Annotated in this window: 12 protein-coding genes and 3 pseudogenes; 2 read left to right on the forward strand and 13 right to left on the reverse strand. The window is 60.0% G+C overall.

The features are described from left to right. Positions 1–315: 315 nt before the first annotated feature. From ACEN2J_RS19145 to glpD, 11 genes are all read right to left on the reverse strand, one after another. Positions 316–1,455, reverse strand: a complete 1,140-nt coding sequence (locus tag ACEN2J_RS19145; protein ID WP_442108134.1) for an iron-containing alcohol dehydrogenase — start codon at positions 1,453–1,455, stop codon at positions 316–318. Next, on the reverse strand, positions 1,452–2,519 hold the full coding sequence (fba, locus tag ACEN2J_RS19150) for a class II fructose-bisphosphate aldolase (protein ID WP_442108136.1): 1,068 nt from the start codon (positions 2,517–2,519) through the stop codon (positions 1,452–1,454). Before fba ends, ACEN2J_RS19145 begins: the two co-directional genes overlap by 4 nt. A gap of 14 nt (positions 2,520–2,533) precedes the next feature. Beyond that, complete coding sequence (locus tag ACEN2J_RS19155; RefSeq protein WP_442108138.1) at positions 2,534–3,580, reverse strand: class 1 fructose-bisphosphatase; 1,047 nt, start codon at positions 3,578–3,580, stop codon at positions 2,534–2,536. Continuing rightward, the gene (gene glpK / locus ACEN2J_RS19160; RefSeq protein ID WP_442108140.1) at positions 3,544–5,022 is read right to left on the reverse strand and encodes a glycerol kinase GlpK; all 1,479 of its coding nucleotides are present in this window, start codon (positions 5,020–5,022) and stop codon (positions 3,544–3,546) included. Before glpK ends, ACEN2J_RS19155 begins: the two co-directional genes overlap by 37 nt. A 107-nt stretch (positions 5,023–5,129) precedes the next feature. Next, a complete protein-coding gene (locus ACEN2J_RS19165; protein WP_442108142.1) occupies positions 5,130–6,842 on the reverse strand; it encodes an ABC transporter substrate-binding protein in 1,713 nt (570 codons plus the stop codon). Between the two features lie 88 nt (positions 6,843–6,930). Further along, complete coding sequence (locus ACEN2J_RS19170) at positions 6,931–7,203, reverse strand: DUF2160 domain-containing protein (RefSeq protein ID WP_442108144.1); 273 nt, start codon at positions 7,201–7,203, stop codon at positions 6,931–6,933. A gap of 24 nt (positions 7,204–7,227) precedes the next feature. After that, positions 7,228–8,070, reverse strand: coding sequence for a carbohydrate ABC transporter permease (locus ACEN2J_RS19175; protein WP_442108156.1), 843 nt, complete (start codon positions 8,068–8,070; stop codon positions 7,228–7,230). 12 nt (positions 8,071–8,082) lie between these two features. Further along, positions 8,083–8,952, reverse strand: coding sequence for a carbohydrate ABC transporter permease (locus ACEN2J_RS19180; RefSeq protein WP_442108146.1), 870 nt, complete (start codon positions 8,950–8,952; stop codon positions 8,083–8,085). Further along, positions 8,952–10,028, reverse strand: coding sequence for an ABC transporter ATP-binding protein (locus tag ACEN2J_RS19185; RefSeq protein WP_442108148.1), 1,077 nt, complete (start codon positions 10,026–10,028; stop codon positions 8,952–8,954). Before ACEN2J_RS19185 ends, ACEN2J_RS19180 begins: the two co-directional genes overlap by 1 nt. An 11-nt stretch (positions 10,029–10,039) precedes the next feature. Then, positions 10,040–11,128, reverse strand: coding sequence for an ABC transporter ATP-binding protein (locus ACEN2J_RS19190; protein WP_442108150.1), 1,089 nt, complete (start codon positions 11,126–11,128; stop codon positions 10,040–10,042). 13 nt (positions 11,129–11,141) lie between these two features. Further along, complete coding sequence (gene glpD, locus ACEN2J_RS19195; RefSeq protein WP_442108152.1) at positions 11,142–12,740, reverse strand: glycerol-3-phosphate dehydrogenase; 1,599 nt, start codon at positions 12,738–12,740, stop codon at positions 11,142–11,144. A 257-nt stretch (positions 12,741–12,997) separates the two neighbouring features. On the opposite strand from glpD, the gene ACEN2J_RS19200 reads away from it, so the two are divergent. After that, entirely contained in the window at positions 12,998–13,759 is a 762-nt protein-coding gene (locus tag ACEN2J_RS19200) for a DeoR/GlpR family DNA-binding transcription regulator (RefSeq protein WP_442108154.1), read from the forward strand. Between the two features lie 281 nt (positions 13,760–14,040). On the opposite strand, the pseudogene ACEN2J_RS19205 reads toward ACEN2J_RS19200, so the two are convergent. Further along, positions 14,041–14,187 (reverse strand): annotated as a pseudogene (locus ACEN2J_RS19205) (IS5 family transposase); the annotation flags it as partial. Here ACEN2J_RS19205 and ACEN2J_RS19210 point away from each other — a divergent pair. Then, positions 14,176–14,661 (forward strand): annotated as a pseudogene (locus ACEN2J_RS19210) (transposase); the annotation flags it as partial. The pseudogenes ACEN2J_RS19205 and ACEN2J_RS19210 sit on opposite strands and share 12 nt — an antisense overlap. Here ACEN2J_RS19210 and ACEN2J_RS19215 read toward each other — a convergent pair. Continuing rightward, positions 14,635–14,937, reverse strand: a pseudogene (locus ACEN2J_RS19215) (transposase); the annotation flags it as partial. The pseudogenes ACEN2J_RS19210 and ACEN2J_RS19215 overlap by 27 nt on opposite strands. Between the last annotated feature and the right edge of the window lie 185 nt (positions 14,938–15,122).

The raw sequence follows: 15,122 nt of genomic DNA on the forward strand, positions 1-15,122 counted from the left end.
CGGCCCAGAGCCGACCTCCGCAGTCAGCTACGATGCTGCAACGCAGCGTCCCCAAAGCGGCCATTCGTGCATTGTGCAGCATTTTGAGAGAGCGAGTGACAGCTGTGCGGACTTTGCGCCAATTCGCTGCGCGAATTATCAACATCCGCCGCCTGAGCTAATACGACATTGCAATCCAGCGGGTCGGCGGCAAAGCGGAGGTTAGCTGCAATACAGCACAAAACTGCGTGAAAGCAAAAGTAGACGACGACAAATCAGCGAATTCTAGGCGGAACGTCCTGCTCATCGACACGGCTGGAACCAACAATAGTCAAGTCACGTAAGTTGCAGCACGCGGGACACGTCAGTTTTGTCCAGCTGCGCGGGATTAGCTTTGGTCGACGAGGCGCCCATTCCCAAAATGGCAATTGATTCAAATTCGATTGCTTGGACGCCCAAGTCCTGCAGGCTAGGTAGTCCGTTTGTATTCACGAAACGACGCAAGGCAAGGTTACCGTTCTCACCAATAACACCAAGACCAGCGGCAAGCCATTCGTCCACTTCGCGAAACCGTATACAGTCGCCCTCTTGGCGGTTCAGGACATCTTGGTTTACGAAAAGCGCCGATGCGAGTAGTCTGCCACAAATCGCGCCATGGGCGGCCCCTCGTCCGCCAATGACAGACGCAAGACCGTGCACAATGCCCAACCCGGAGTTCCCAAGAGCAATGCCGCTCAGATAGCTGGCCCGGGCCATCTCATCCCGGGCCTGGATGTTTTCGCCCTCCATAAGGCGGCGCAAAGCGGCAGTCGCCTTGGGGATACTGCTTCTGCACAACGCATCGGTGACTGGGTTTGCTCGGTTGCACACATAGCTTTCGATAAGCTGGGTTATCGCGTCGAGCCCGCTGGCCAGCGTCAGCCGCTTGGGTGAACCATCAGTCAGGGCGGGATCCACAAGAGCAAGGTCTGGCACCAGGCGCGGGTCGCGCAGACTGATCTTGGCTTGGCGTTCAGGGACGCCGATGACAGCATTGCGTGTCGCTTCAGCCCCGGTTCCCGCAGTCGTGGGAATCGCGATGAAGGGCAGTGGATCGTTCAACTGCCGGGCGGGCGTGACGCCAATTTCGAGATACTCCGCGACATCCCCCTCGCTGCGACACAACCCGGCAACAGCTTTGCCCAGATCAATTGCAGCACCGCCCCCGACGGCCACGACGCAATCCGCTCTGTGGTCTCGGGACACGCTGACGGCTTTGCGGACAGCGTTTAAATCCGGCTCACCGGATGAAATCACGGTTTCCAGACGACAGCCGGACCGGGTCAGCGCGTCTACGAATGTGTCCACCCAAGCCACGGATTGTCCCCGGACCAGCAATACACGCGTGCCCAGCGCCGCAATCTCTGCCGCGGCGCTGGCGCGGCTGTCACGGCCAAAAATCGTGCGCTTCGGAGCGGTCAGTGAAAAGCTTGTCATGCGGCGGCCATCGACTCGGATGCGTCGCGAGCATAGCCTGCGGCCATTTCAGACAATGCGATGGGCTTGATCCGAGGCGCATGGCCTGCGCTGCCAAATTGCTCGAACCGGTTGCGACAGACGGCGGTCATGGCCTCGATCCCGGGGGCGAGGTATTTGCGCGGATCGAATTCGCCCGGCTGTTTGGCAAAGACCGTGCGGATCGCACCGGTCAGCGCCAGCCGCAGGTCGGTATCTACATTGACCTTGCGCACGCCATAGCGGATGCCGTGCTGGATTTCCTCGACCGGCACGCCCCATGTCGGCGCGATCTCGCCGCCGTGTGCGTTGATGATATCCTGCAAATCCTGTGGCACCGAAGACGAGCCATGCATCACCAGATGCGTGTCCGGCAAGCGGGTATTGATTTCGCGCAGGCGATCTATTGCAAGGATCTCGCCATCCGGTTTGCGGGTGAACTTATAGGCTCCATGAGAGGTCCCGATTGCCACGGCCAGCGCATCGACGCCGGTCAGCCGCACGAACTCGGCCGCTTCTTCCGGGTCGGTCAGCAATTGCTCGCGTGACAACGCCCCTTCAAACCCGTGCCCGTCCTCGGCTTCGCCCCGCAAGGTTTCCAGCGATCCCAGATGCCCGATCTCACCCTCGACCGACACGCCCACCAGATGCGCCATCTCTACCACCTTGGCGGTCACGGCGACGTTTTCGTCGAACGTGGTGGGTGTCTTGCCATCGGCTTTGAGAGAGCCGTCCATCATGACCGAGGAAAACCCATTGGTGATGGCAGAAAGGCAGGTCGCGGGCGCGTTGCCGTGGTCCTGATGCATGCAGACCGGGATATGCGGGTAAAGCTCAATCGCAGCGCGGATCAGGTGTGACAGCACGATGTCATTGGCAAAGGCGCGCGCGCCACGGCTGGCCTGCATGATGACCGGGCTTTGGGTGGCATCCGCCGCAGCCATGATGGCGAGCATCTGCTCCATGTTGTTCACGTTGAATGCGGGCAGCGCATAGTCATGCTCAGCCGCGTGATCGAGCAGCTGACGCAGAGAAACGAGAGCCATATCCTATCCTTTCATCAGGAAGCAGCGGGGGTGTGGTCCGCAATATGATAGTCGGTCAACCGCTTCACCTCGTCGGCTGACCCAAGAATGACGGGCACGCGCTGGTGGTGGCCGGATGGCTGGATATCGAGAATGCGAGTCTGGCCATTCGTGGCTGCGCCGCCCGCCTGTTCCACCAGAAGCGACATGGGGCTTGCCTCGTATAGCAGGCGCAGCTTGCCCCCGGCGGAGCGATTGCCGTCGTCAGCGGGATAGAGGAAAATGCCGCCGCGCATCAGGATGCGGTGTACTTCCGCCACCATGGAGGCGGTCCAGCGCATGTTGAAATCGCGCCCGCGCAGACCTGTGCTGCCAGCCAGGCATTCGTCCACGTATTGCCGCACCGGCGGCTCCCACAAACGATAGCGCGAGGCATTGATGGCAAATTCGGATGTCTCTGCCGGAATTGTCATTCTCGGATGGGTCAGCCGGAAATCCCCGGTGCCGTATTCACAGGAAAACCCATGGACGCCGCTGCCCACGGTCAGGACCAGCATCATAGTCGGGCCGTAGATCGCATATCCGGAACAAATCTGCGCGCGCCCCACCTTGAGCACGTCGCGATCACCGTCCGTCCCGACGGTGCAGATCGAAAAAATTGAGCCGACCGACAGGTTGACGTCGATATTCGACGAGCCATCAAGAGGATCATAAAACAACAGGTAATCGTCAGCTTCAGGGTCCTTGATCCAGACCGCATCTTCGCGCTCTTCGCTGACCAGCGCGGCAAGACGGGGCGAATTTTCGCAAATTCGGGCAAAGACCTCATCGGCGATCACGTCGAGTTTCTTCTGGTCTTCGCCCTGAACATTGGTGTCCCCGGCGAGGCCGTGATTGTCCTCGAAAGCCGCGTTGCGCAGGCGATTGCCGATCACCCGGCAGGCCGAGGCGATATCCTCGATCAGGAAAATGAGGTTGGGATCAAGCCCGCCCGGCTCAGCGTAGCGGGTCAGGAAGCGGCGCAGGGTTATCGGTTCGGACATGGTCAGAAACTCATCGTCGCGGTCACGGCCCGTTGCCATGCCGCATATTTCCGGTTGCGGTCCTCATCCGCCATCGACGGCTTGAAACTCCGTTCCAGCGCCCATGTCGCGGCAAAGCCGTCCATGTCGGGGTATAGCCCCGCGCGGCTGCCCGCCAGCCAGGCCGCCCCAAGCGCCGTGGTCTCCAGCACTTTGGGCCGGTCCACGCGGGCGTCGATGATATCCGAGAGGAACTGCATCGTGTAATCCGACGCGCTCATGCCGCCGTCTACCCGCAGGACTGCGTCCCCTGTGCCGCCCATATCGGCCTGCATCGCGGCCAGCAGATCCCGGGTCTGGTAGCCCACGCTTTCCAGCGCCGCTCGGGCCAGTTCCTCAGGGCCCGAACTGCGGGTCAGGCCAAACACCGCGCCGCGGCAATCGGCGTTCCAATAGGGCGCGCCCAGCCCGGTAAATGCCGGCACCAGCACCACGTTCTGCGCCGGATCGGCTGCTTCGGCCAGCGGTTGCGTCTCTTTCGCGTCGCGGATGATCTTGACCCCGTCGCGGAGCCATTGCACCACGGCACCGGCGATAAAGATCGAGCCTTCCAGCGCATAGGTCGGCTTGCCGTCCAGCTGATAGGCGATGGTTGTGAGCAGCCGGTTTTGCGAGCGCACCGGCGTATCGCCGGTGTTGATCAGCGCAAAACAGCCCGTGCCATAGGTGGATTTCAGCATGCCCGGTTCGAAACAGGCCTGCCCCACGGTGGCGGCCTGCTGATCGCCCGCGATGCCCAGGATCGGGATCGGGCGGCCAAAGAGATCGGCGCGTGTCTCGCCGAAATCGGCGGCGCAGTCGCGGACCTCGGGCAGCATGGACATGGGGATGTTCAGCCGATCGCAGATGGTCTGGGACCAGCGCCCCTTGCGAATGTCATAGAGCATGGTGCGCGCGGCGTTGGTGGCATCGGTCACATGCGCCGCGCTGCCCGTAAGGTTCCACACCAGCCAAGTATCGACCGTGCCAAAGACCAGTTCCCCGGCCTCGGCCCGGGCGCGGGCACCGTCCACATTGTCCAGTATCCAGGCCAGTTTCGTGCCGCTGAAATACGGGTCCAGCAAAAGCCCCGTGCGGTCGGTCACCACCTCTTCGAACCCGTCCGCCTTGAGCGTCTGACACATGGCTGAGGTGCGCCGGTCCTGCCAGACAATGGCGTTGTGGATGGGTTTGCCGGTCTTGCGGTCCCAGACCAGCGTGGTTTCGCGCTGGTTAGTGATGCCGATGGCGGCAATCTCTGCGCCGCCGGATTTCTCGATCGCCGCGCGGCAGGTGGCCGCCGTGGTTGCCCAGAGATCCGCCGGATCATGCTCCACCCAGCCGCTGTCGGGGAAATGCTGGGGGAATTCTTCCTGCGCCGAGGCGACGGCTTTCATCGCGCCGTCAAACACAATTGCCCGTGTCGATGTGGTGCCTTGATCAATGGCGAGAATATGGGTCACGACCGCCTCTCCTCAAAACGATGTAAAGGTACACCGAAGCGCTGCGCATGTTTATTAGGGGATTGAATTGGCCGAGGCCCCGTAGGGCCCCGACCGGGGAGGAATGCTTACTTCCAGGACGCGATCAGCTCGTCGTAGCTGACGGTCTGGGGCTCTTCGTCCTCGTTCTCAAGCTTGGCGTAGGGCGCGCCGGGCTGGGCAAACCAGTACTCCGCATCACGCTCTTCGTTCAGCTTGGGACCGATGTCGCCTTGGATACCGGCACGCTCCAAACGCTCAAGAACGCGTTCCTGATCGGCGCAGAGGCTGTCCAGCGCTTCCTGTGCGGTCTTGGCGCCAGACATGGCGTCACCGATGTTCTGCCACCACAGCTGGGCCAGCTTCGGATAATCCGGAACGTTGGTGCCGGTGGGCGACCATGCGACACGGGCGGGTGAGCGGTAGAACTCGACCAGACCACCCAGTTTGTCGGCACGTTCGGTGAAGCTGTCATGCTGCACGGTGGATTCGCGGATGAAGGTCAGACCCACATGGGATTTCTTCACGTCCACGGTCTTGGAGGTGACGAACTGGGCATAGAGCCACGCGGCTTGCGCGCGATCCACCGGGGTGGATTTCATCAGCGTCCAGGAACCTGCGTCCTGATAGCCGACCTTCTGGCCTTCTTTCCAGTAGACGCCATGCGGGCTGGGTGCCATGCGCCATTTCGGCGTGCCGTCCTCGTTCATCACCGGCAGGCCGGGCTTCACGGTGTCGGCGGTAAAGGCGGTGTACCAGAACATCTGCTGGGCGATATTGCCTTGCGCCGGGATCGGGCCTGCCTCGGAGAAAGTCATGCCCGCCGCTGCCGGGGGTGTGTATTTCTCCAGCCATTCAATGGCTTTTTCCACAGCATAGACCGCCGCAGGTGAGTTGGTTGCGCCGCCACGGGCCACGCAGGAGCCAACCGGCTGCGAGTTCTCGTTCACACGAATGCCCCATTCGTCTACAGGCAGACCGTTGGGCTCACCTACGTCTCCCATACCTGCCATGGACATCCACGCATCGGTGTAGCGCCAGCCGAGCGAGGGGTCTTTCTTGCCGTAGTCCATGTTGCCAAAGACTTCGCCTTCAACACCCAGGCGCGACAGATCGCGGCCGGTGAAGAATTCGGCAATATCCTCATAAGCAGACCAGTTGACCGGAACGCCCAGATCATAGCCGTATTTGGCCTTGAAGTCCGCCTTGTTCTGCTCGTCGTTGAACCAGTCGTAGCGGAACCAGTAGAGGTTCGCGAACTGCTGGGTCGGCAGCTGGTAGACCTTGCCATCGGGGCCGGTGGTGAAGCTGAGGCCGATAAAATCGCTCAGGTCCAGCGTCGGCAGGGTGACGTCCGCGCCCTCTCCGGCGATCCAGTCGGTCAGGTTGCGCACCTGCTGATAGCGCCAGTGGGTGCCGATCAGATCCGAGTCGTTGATGTAGCCGTCATAGATGTTCTCGCCGGACTGCATCTGCGTTTGCAGCTTTTCGACCACATCGCCTTCGCCAATCAGGTCATGGGTGACCTTGATACCGGTGATCGCGGTAAAGGCCGGGGCCAGCACTTGAGATTCGTACTCATGCGTGGTGATGGTCTCGGATACGACCTTGATTTCCATGCCTGCGAACGGCTTGGCCGCGTCGACAAAGAACTGCATTTCCGCTTCCTGCTCGGCGCGGGAAAGCGACGACAGATCGCCGACTTCCGCATCAAGAAACGCTTTGGCCGCGTCCATGTCGGCGAATGCAGGGCCCGCAAGGACCAGCAGCGCCGCTGTGGTGGATTTGAGACTGAGCTTCATTGGTTTTGTACTCCCATTTTGAACCGATGAATGAGGAAGTTCGAGACGTGACCGGGTCTCCTCCTGTCCCGGCCACGGGGGCCTGTGGCTACACCCAGCGGAAGACCGCTGCGGCGTAGATCAGGCAGACGATGAGGGCGTAAGGTTGATGCGCCCCAACGATCCCAAGCCAAGCCAGATTGATAAAGGCCGAGCCCAGAAGGCTGATGAAGAGCCGGTCGCCCCGCGTGGTTTCGATCCGCAGAATGCCCGTCCGGGGCGTTTCCGGGAACCTGATCGCGAGCACCGTGAAGGTGATCAGCAGCGAGGCGATGACGGCGAAGAAGATCGCGGTCGGCCAAGTCCATGCCATCCAGTCCATTGTAATTCCTCCCTTTCTTCAGGCTTACACGCGACCCAAGGCAAAGCCCTTGGCGATGTAGTTGCGGACGAAGTAGATCACGAGCGCGCCGGGCACGATGGTCAGGATGCCGGCGGCCGCCAGCACGCCCCAGTCGATGCCCGATGCGCCTTGGGTCCGGGTCATGATCGCTGCAATCGGCTTGGCGTCGACGGTGGTCAGCGTGCGGCTCAGCAGCAGTTCCACCCATGAGAACATGAAGCAGAAGAACGCGGCAACCCCGATTCCGCTGGCAATCAGCGGCGTGAAGATTTTCACGAAGAAGGCCCCAAAGCTGTAGCCGTCGATATAGGCGGTTTCGTCAATCTCCTTGGGCACACCGCGCATGAAGCCTTCCAAAATCCAGACCGCGAGCGGCACGTTGAATAGAGTATGCGCCAGCGCCACGGCGATATGCGTATCGAACAGACCCACCGAGCTGTAGAGCTGGAAGAAGGGCAGCGCAAAGACCGCGGGTGGTGCCATACGGTTGGTCAGCAGCCAGAAGAACAGGTGCTTGTCGCCCAAGAAGTGATAGCGCGAGAAAGCATAGGCCGCCGGCAGCGCCACCGAGAGGGAAATCACCGTGTTCACCGTCACGTAGATGATCGAGTTCACATAGCCCATGTACCAGGCCGGATCGGTGAGGATCGTGGCGTAGTTGGCGAATGTGAGGTCGCGCGGGAACAGCGTGAACTCGTTCAGGATTTCGGTGTTGGTCTTCAGGCTCATGTTCAGCAGCCAGTAGATCGGCAAGAGCAGGAACATAAGATAGAGGGTCATCACCACGAGGCGGCTGTTGATCTTGGGCAGCGACAGCCTGCGGGATGAGGATTGCTTTACGGTCATATCGGCCATGGGTCAGCCCTCCCGCTTATCGAGGTTGGTCATCACGGTGTAGAACACCCAGGAGATGAGAAGGATCACGAGGAAGTACATGATCGAGAAGGCAGCAGCCGGTCCGAGGTCGAACTGTCCCAGCGCCATCTTGACGAGGTCGATCGACAGAAGCGTGGTAGCGTTGCCGGGGCCACCGCCGGTAACGACGAACGGCTCGGTATAGATCATGAAGCTGTCCATGAAGCGCAGCAGGATCGCGATCATCAAGACGCCCATCATCTTGGGCAGTTCGATGAAGCGGAACACTTTCCAGCGCGACGCCTGGTCGATCTTGGCTGCCTGATAGTAAGCGTCAGGGATCGATTTCAGACCGGCAAAGGCTAGCAGCGCGACAAGCGAGGTCCAGTGCCACACATCCATGACAATGATCGTGACCCATGCCGCCAGAATGTCCTGCGTGTAGTTGTAGTTGATGCCAAGTGCGTCCAGCGTGTAGCCTAGCAGGCCAATGTCAACCCGGCCAAAAATCTGCCAGATCGTGCCAACCACGTTCCATGGAATAAGCAGCGGCAGCGACATCAGCACGAGGCAGAAGGACGACCAGAAGCCGGATTTCGGCATGTTCAGCGCCACGAAGATGCCCAGCGGGATCTCGATCGCCAGAATGATGCCCGAGAACATGAGTTGACGGCCAAGCGCGTCCCACATGCGTTCCGAGCGCAGCATTTCTTCGAACCATTCGAGACCGGTCCAGAAGAACTGGTTATTCCCGAACGTGTCCTGAACGGAATAGTTGACCACGGTCATCAGCGGGATCACCGCTGAGAAGGCGACCAGCAAAAGCACAGGCAGGACGAGAAACCATGCCTTTTGATTGACTGTCTTTTCCATTACGCGGCCTCCCCGCTCACGCGCCAGTCATTGACGTAGACATTAACGTGATTTGCATCAAAGGTGACACGGTTCATATCGGCGCTGATATGGTCGTCTTCGCCTGCGATGATGTTGATATCGCTACCAAAGAACTCGGCGCGGATGATCTTGTGACGGCCTACGTCCTCGACGCGGCGCACTTTGACCGCCAGGCCTTCGGACTGGCTCAACTTTGCGAATTCCGGGCGTATGCCGATCTCGACCTTGCCATCGAGGGCACCGTAGCCCTGCGCGAGGTCCACGTGGGATCCGTTCACATAGGCTTTGTTGCCGTCGATCCGCGCCGGGATTACGTTCATGCCGGGCGAGCCGATGAAATAGCCGACGAATGTATGCTCCGGGCGCTCGAACAGCTCTTCGGGCGTGCCGATCTGCACGACGCGGCCATCATACATGACGACAACCTTGTCGGCGAAGGTTAGCGCCTCGGTCTGGTCATGGGTGACGTAGATCATGGTGTGGCCGAAATCGTGATGCAGCTTTTTCAGCTGTGTGCGCAGCTCCCATTTCATATGCGGGTCGATCACGGTTAGTGGCTCGTCAAACAGGAGCGCGTTCACATCCTTGCGCACCATGCCACGGCCAAGGCTGATCTTTTGCTTGGCATCGGCGGTGAGCCCGCGTGCCTTTTTCCGCAGCATGTCTTCCATGCCGATCATGCGGGCGATTTCCTGAACGCGTTCGGCGACATAGGCCTCATCCCGGCCCCGGTTGCGCAGCGGGAACGCCAGATTGTCGTGGACCGTCATCGTGTCGTACACGACCGGGAACTGGAACACCTGAGCGATGTTGCGCTCGGCGGTGGGGGCGTGGGTCACGTCCTGCCCATCGAACAGGATGCGGCCCTGCGACGGGTGCAGAAGCCCCGAAATGATGTTGAGCAGCGTGGACTTGCCACAGCCCGACGAGCCGAGCAGCGCATAGGCCGCGCCATCGTCCCAGTCGTGGTTCAGCTCCTTCAGCGCAAAGTCATCTTCGCTGCCCGGATTGGGCAGGTAGGAATGCGCGAGGTTATCAAGTGTGATCTTGGCCATGGTGTCCTCCCTCAGGCCGCGAGCGCATAGGCGGCGGGCGCCACCAGCTTGCCGTCTTCTCCAAAAACATAGACATGGCGGGGGTCCAGCCAGACATCGAGCCGCGCACCCAGGTCCAGCTCATGCACACCATGGATCAGCCCGACCCAGCGTTCGCCGAAATGGTCCAGGTGAACAAAGGTCTCCGACCCGGTCAGCTCGGTCACCGACAGTTTCGTGGCGAATTGCATCGCATCGGCCGAATGCTGACTGATTTCAAGATGGTTCGGGCGGAACCCGGCGGTGTAGCGGCCATCGACCAGTTCGGCGAGCTTGCCGGTTGCCCCGGTGCTCTGACCATCGCCGAACATGATGCGGTCGCCGCTCTTGGAGATCGGCAGGAAGTTCATCGGCGGATCCGAGAACACCCGCGCCGTCGTGGCATCCACCGGCTGGCGATAGACCGACGGCGTCGGGCCGAACTGGGTGATGCGCCCTTCGGACAGGGTGGCGACATTGCCCCCCAACAGCAACGCCTCCTCCGGCTCTGTCGTGGCATAGACAAAGATCGAGCCCGAGGCCTCAAAGATTTTCGGGATCTCGACCCGCAGCTCTTCGCGCAGCTTATAGTCGAGGTTTGCGAGCGGCTCGTCGAGCAGCACAAGCCCGGCATTCTTGACCAGCGCACGCGCCAGCGCACATCGCTGTTGCTGACCGCCCGACAATTCCAATGGCTTGCGCTTCAGCATCGGGGTCAGTTTCATCATCTCGGCGGTTTCGCGGACGCGGGCGTCGATCTCGGCCTTGTTCGCGCCCATCAGCTTCATCGGCGAGGCGATGTTGTCATAGACACTCATCGACGGGTAGTTGATGAACTGCTGATAGACCATCGCGACCTTGCGGTCCTGAACCCGCTGACCGGTAACATCGTCACCGTTCCAGAAGACCTTGCCAGTGGCGGGCACGTCGAGCCCCGCCATCAGCCGCATCAGCGACGTCTTGCCCGACAAGGTCGGCCCAAGCAGCACATTCATCGTGCCTTTTTCCAGCGTTAGATCCGTAGGGTACATGTGTGTCTGCCCCTCGGCGGTCTTTGATACGCCTCTCAGTTCCAGCGTCATCAGGTCCTCCTCCTTATTCCGCCATGGCGGGTTTGGAATGGCGACGCTGCGCCATCCAGTCATCAAGCGCCTGGGATTGCTCTTTTGTCAGCCGCAGCCCCAGCTTGTTGCGCCGCCAGATCACGTCCTCTGCTGTGCGCGCATATTCATGCGTCATGAGCCAGCGGATCTCGGACTCGGTCAGCGTGGCGCCGAATTCCTGCCCAAGATCAGTGGCTTGCTTTGCATCCCCCAGAATGTCGACTGCTTCTGTGCCATAGGCGCGGACCAGTCGCCGGGCCCAGAAATCGCCCAGAAACGGAAAGCGGGATTGCAGATCGGCGACCAATTGGTCCACCCCGTTCACTGGAAAGTTGCCGCCGGGCAAAGGCACCCCTGCAGTCCATTTGCCCTTGGTCAGATGCAGGTGACCGCTGATCTTCTCCATCGCGCTTTCTGCAAGGCGGCGATAGGTGGTGATCTTGCCACCGAAGATGTTGAGCACCGGTGCGCCCGCGCTGGTATCCACCTTCAGCGTATAGTCGCGGGTCGCCGCCGTCGCGCTGCTGGCCCCGTCATCATAGAGCGGGCGCACGCCTGAATAGGTCCAGACCACATCGTCGCGGGTCAGTTCCTGCTTGAAGTACTGGTTGGCAAAGCCCAGCAGGTAGTCCTGCTCCTCGGGCGTGCATACCGGTTTGACCGACGGGTCGTAATGTTCAGCGTCGGTTGTGCCTATCAGGGTGAAATCGGTCTCATAGGGGATGGCAAAGATGATCCGCCCGTCAGTGCCCTGGAAAAAGTAACATTTGTCGTGATCGTAAAGCTTGCGGGTCACGATGTGACTGCCGCGCACCAGCCTCACAGTTTCACGCGAATTCAGCCGGACCTTGGACTGGATGATGTCGCCTACCCACGGACCGCCGGCGTTCACCAGCATCCGCGCATAAAAGGTTTGCATATCGTGATTTTCGGTATTGCGCGTTTCGATGCGCCAAATTCCGTTTTCGCTGGTCGCGCTTAGGACTTGGGTTTGGGTCATGATATGCGCGCCACGCGCCTCAGCATCGCGGGCATTAAGCACCACAAGCCGCGAATCCTCGATCCAGCAGTCGGAATATTCATACGCTTTGGCAAAGCGGTCCTGCAGCGGCGCGCCCTCCTTCGCGCCTCGCAGATCGAGTGTTACCGTCCCCGGCAGGATCTTGCGCCCGCCGAGGTGGTCATACATGAACAGCCCCAGCCGGATCAGCCATGCGGGCCTGCGCCCCTTCATCCACGGCATGAACAGGCTGAGCAGCTTTGAGGTTGGCGTATCCGACTCGAAGCGCATATCTTGATGATAAGGAAGAATAAAACGCATCGGCCAGCTGATATGCGGCATCGCCTCCAAAAGCGTCTCGCGCTCGATCAGCGCCTCGCGCACCAGACGGAATTCGAAATATTCAAGGTACCGCAAACCGCCATGAAACAGCTTGGTAGATGCCGACGATGTCGCCGAGGCAAGGTCATTCATTTCCGCCAGCGCTACCGATAGCCCACGGCCCGCCGCATCCCGTGCGATGCCGCAACCATTGATGCCGCCGCCAATGATGAACAGGTCTGTGATTTCCGTGTCTGCCGACTGTCTCACGCGATTCTCCTCCAAGCGCGTTTGCACCAACGTTGTGACATTGGCTCGAAGTTTTTGCAACGCTTTTTGTTCGTTTGGGTTCGTTTTGACGCTAATCACGAGAAAACAACAACTTACCTAGGGCAATTCCGGTGTGCTTCTCGGTATTCTGTTGCGAATGGAAGGTTTTGGGTTGCCTTTTCATTCGGTTTTCGTGATTCTCCTTTCCCGACGCGGTGCAGCCTCACCCGTTAGAGAACCTTGGTGAAAGGCCGATCATGTCGCAAACTTTCCGGCATCCCGAAATTCTCGAAATCGCCCGCAGAGAGGGAAAGGTTACGGTCGAAGGGCTCGCCCAGCATTTCGACGTGACGCTGCAGACCATTCGGCGCGACTTGACCGATCTGGCCGAGACGGGACGTCTCGAACGGGTGCATGGCGGGGCCGTGCTGCCCTCGGGGACGGCGAACATCGGATATGAGGAGCGCCGGTCCCTAAAATCGAAGGCAAAGCGCACCATTGCACGCGCCTGCGCAAAAGAAATTCCAAACGGCATTTCCCTGTTTCTTAACATCGGAACCTCGACTGAGGCTGTCGCCCAGGAACTGTTGCATCATGAGAACCTGATGGTGGTGACCAACAACATGAACGTGGCCAATATTCTTGCCGGAAACAACAATTGTGAAATCATCGTGACCGGCGGGCAACTGCGCCGTGCAGATGGGGGTCTGGTTGGGAACCTTGCGACAGAAACCATCCGGCAATTCAAGTTTGACATGGCGGTCATAGGTTGCTCAGCCCTTGATCGGGACGGCGATCTGCTGGACTTCGATATCCAAGAGGTCAGCGTCAGCCGGTCGATTTTGCGCCAATCCCGCAAAACCATCCTCGTGGCGGATCATACAAAGTTGAGCCGCAGCGCACCCGCCCGCATCGCGTCGCTTGCAGACATTGACTCTGTCGTCACCGACCATCCCCTTCCGTCGGATTTGGCCGCGGCATGTGAGAGATGGAAAACCCGTATCATCGTGGCAGAGTGAACCGAGCTAATGGCCGGACGCTGTTCGAAACCCGCGACGGCGGACACGAGTTCATGCTTCTTCGCCTTCGCAGGCGGCAACGCTTTTTGTAACAGGACGACCCGCCGTAGTGTGCTGTGCCTACACCCGGTCTATTAAGGGAACATCTGATCAACGGTTTCGGCTGCGCCGAGATGGCCGCCTGATCTTCTTGACCACCAGAGTATGGGTGCCCGGCGGCTGTTTTCTTCCTTTCCGTGCCGATCGAGCGGCTCTTTCGTGGGTTTCGGGCAGACTCGTCCTCATGCCATCAGCCTCCGTCGCATGAGGAACAGGTTGCCAAGCGCGAACAGCGTGAAGAGCTGGGCACGATTTTTGGCAAGGCCGCGGTAACGGGTCTTCACGTGGCCAAACTGGCGCTTGATGATCCGGAAGGGATGCGCCGCTTTGCGGGTATCGAACTGGGCGACGACCGCATTCCCGATGAGACCACGATCCTGAACTTCCGGCACCTGCCGGAGCGGCACGGGATTACCGAGGCGATCTTTGCGGATGTGAATGCGCACCTGGCCGACAGGGGCATCACCCTGCGCTCGGGAACCTTGGTGGACGCGACGATCATCGATGCGCCGTCTTCGACGAAGAACAAGGCCAAAGCGCGCATCGGCGTGGATGTGGACAGCGGGGTGACCCACAGCCTCGATACGTGGACGGCAAAAGTTCATGACAGCCAAGTCTGGGATCAACTTCTGCACGGCGAGGAAACTTCGGTCTGGGCCGACAAAGGCTATGTCAGCGCCGAACGCGAGGCGGCGTTCAAGGCTCAGGGCAAACTCTGGGGTGTGATGCGCAAGGCACCGAAGGGCGGTGACCTTCACCCTATTGATGCGAAGATCAACCGCATCATCGCCATGATAAGGGCCAAAGTCGAGCATCGCCTCGCTATCGTACAGCATCTCCTCGGCCATCGGATCACTCAGAGCATACCAGTTTTGCAGGAAGTAGACCCGCAACATCGTTTCCAGCGGCATCGGCGGACGCCCGCCCTTCGGCCCAGACTTGGGATAATGCGGCTTGATTAACGCCAGCAAACGACCCCAAGGCACGACCGCGTCCATCTCCGCCACGAACAGATCACGTCGCGTCTGCTTCTTCTTAATGGCATCGCGAAGACCGGGAAAGGCGGGCTGTTTCGGCACCTATGGCCAATGGCAGCAGTAACGAGGTTCATGCTCATTCGTGAGTAGCGCAGCACCAGATAATATGGGCTCGAAGCCGCCTTGCGCACCGCAGCACAAACACCTGTTCCTTGGCTGCGTGAATGTCAGCTGTCGCCATCGACGCACGGCAGGCTCGCACTTGCAGCGAATGCACACTTTCCGCC

It is taken from the genome of Pseudorhodobacter sp. W20_MBD10_FR17, assembly GCF_052119765.1.
In the GTDB taxonomy this organism is placed as follows: domain Bacteria; phylum Pseudomonadota; class Alphaproteobacteria; order Rhodobacterales; family Rhodobacteraceae; genus Pseudorhodobacter.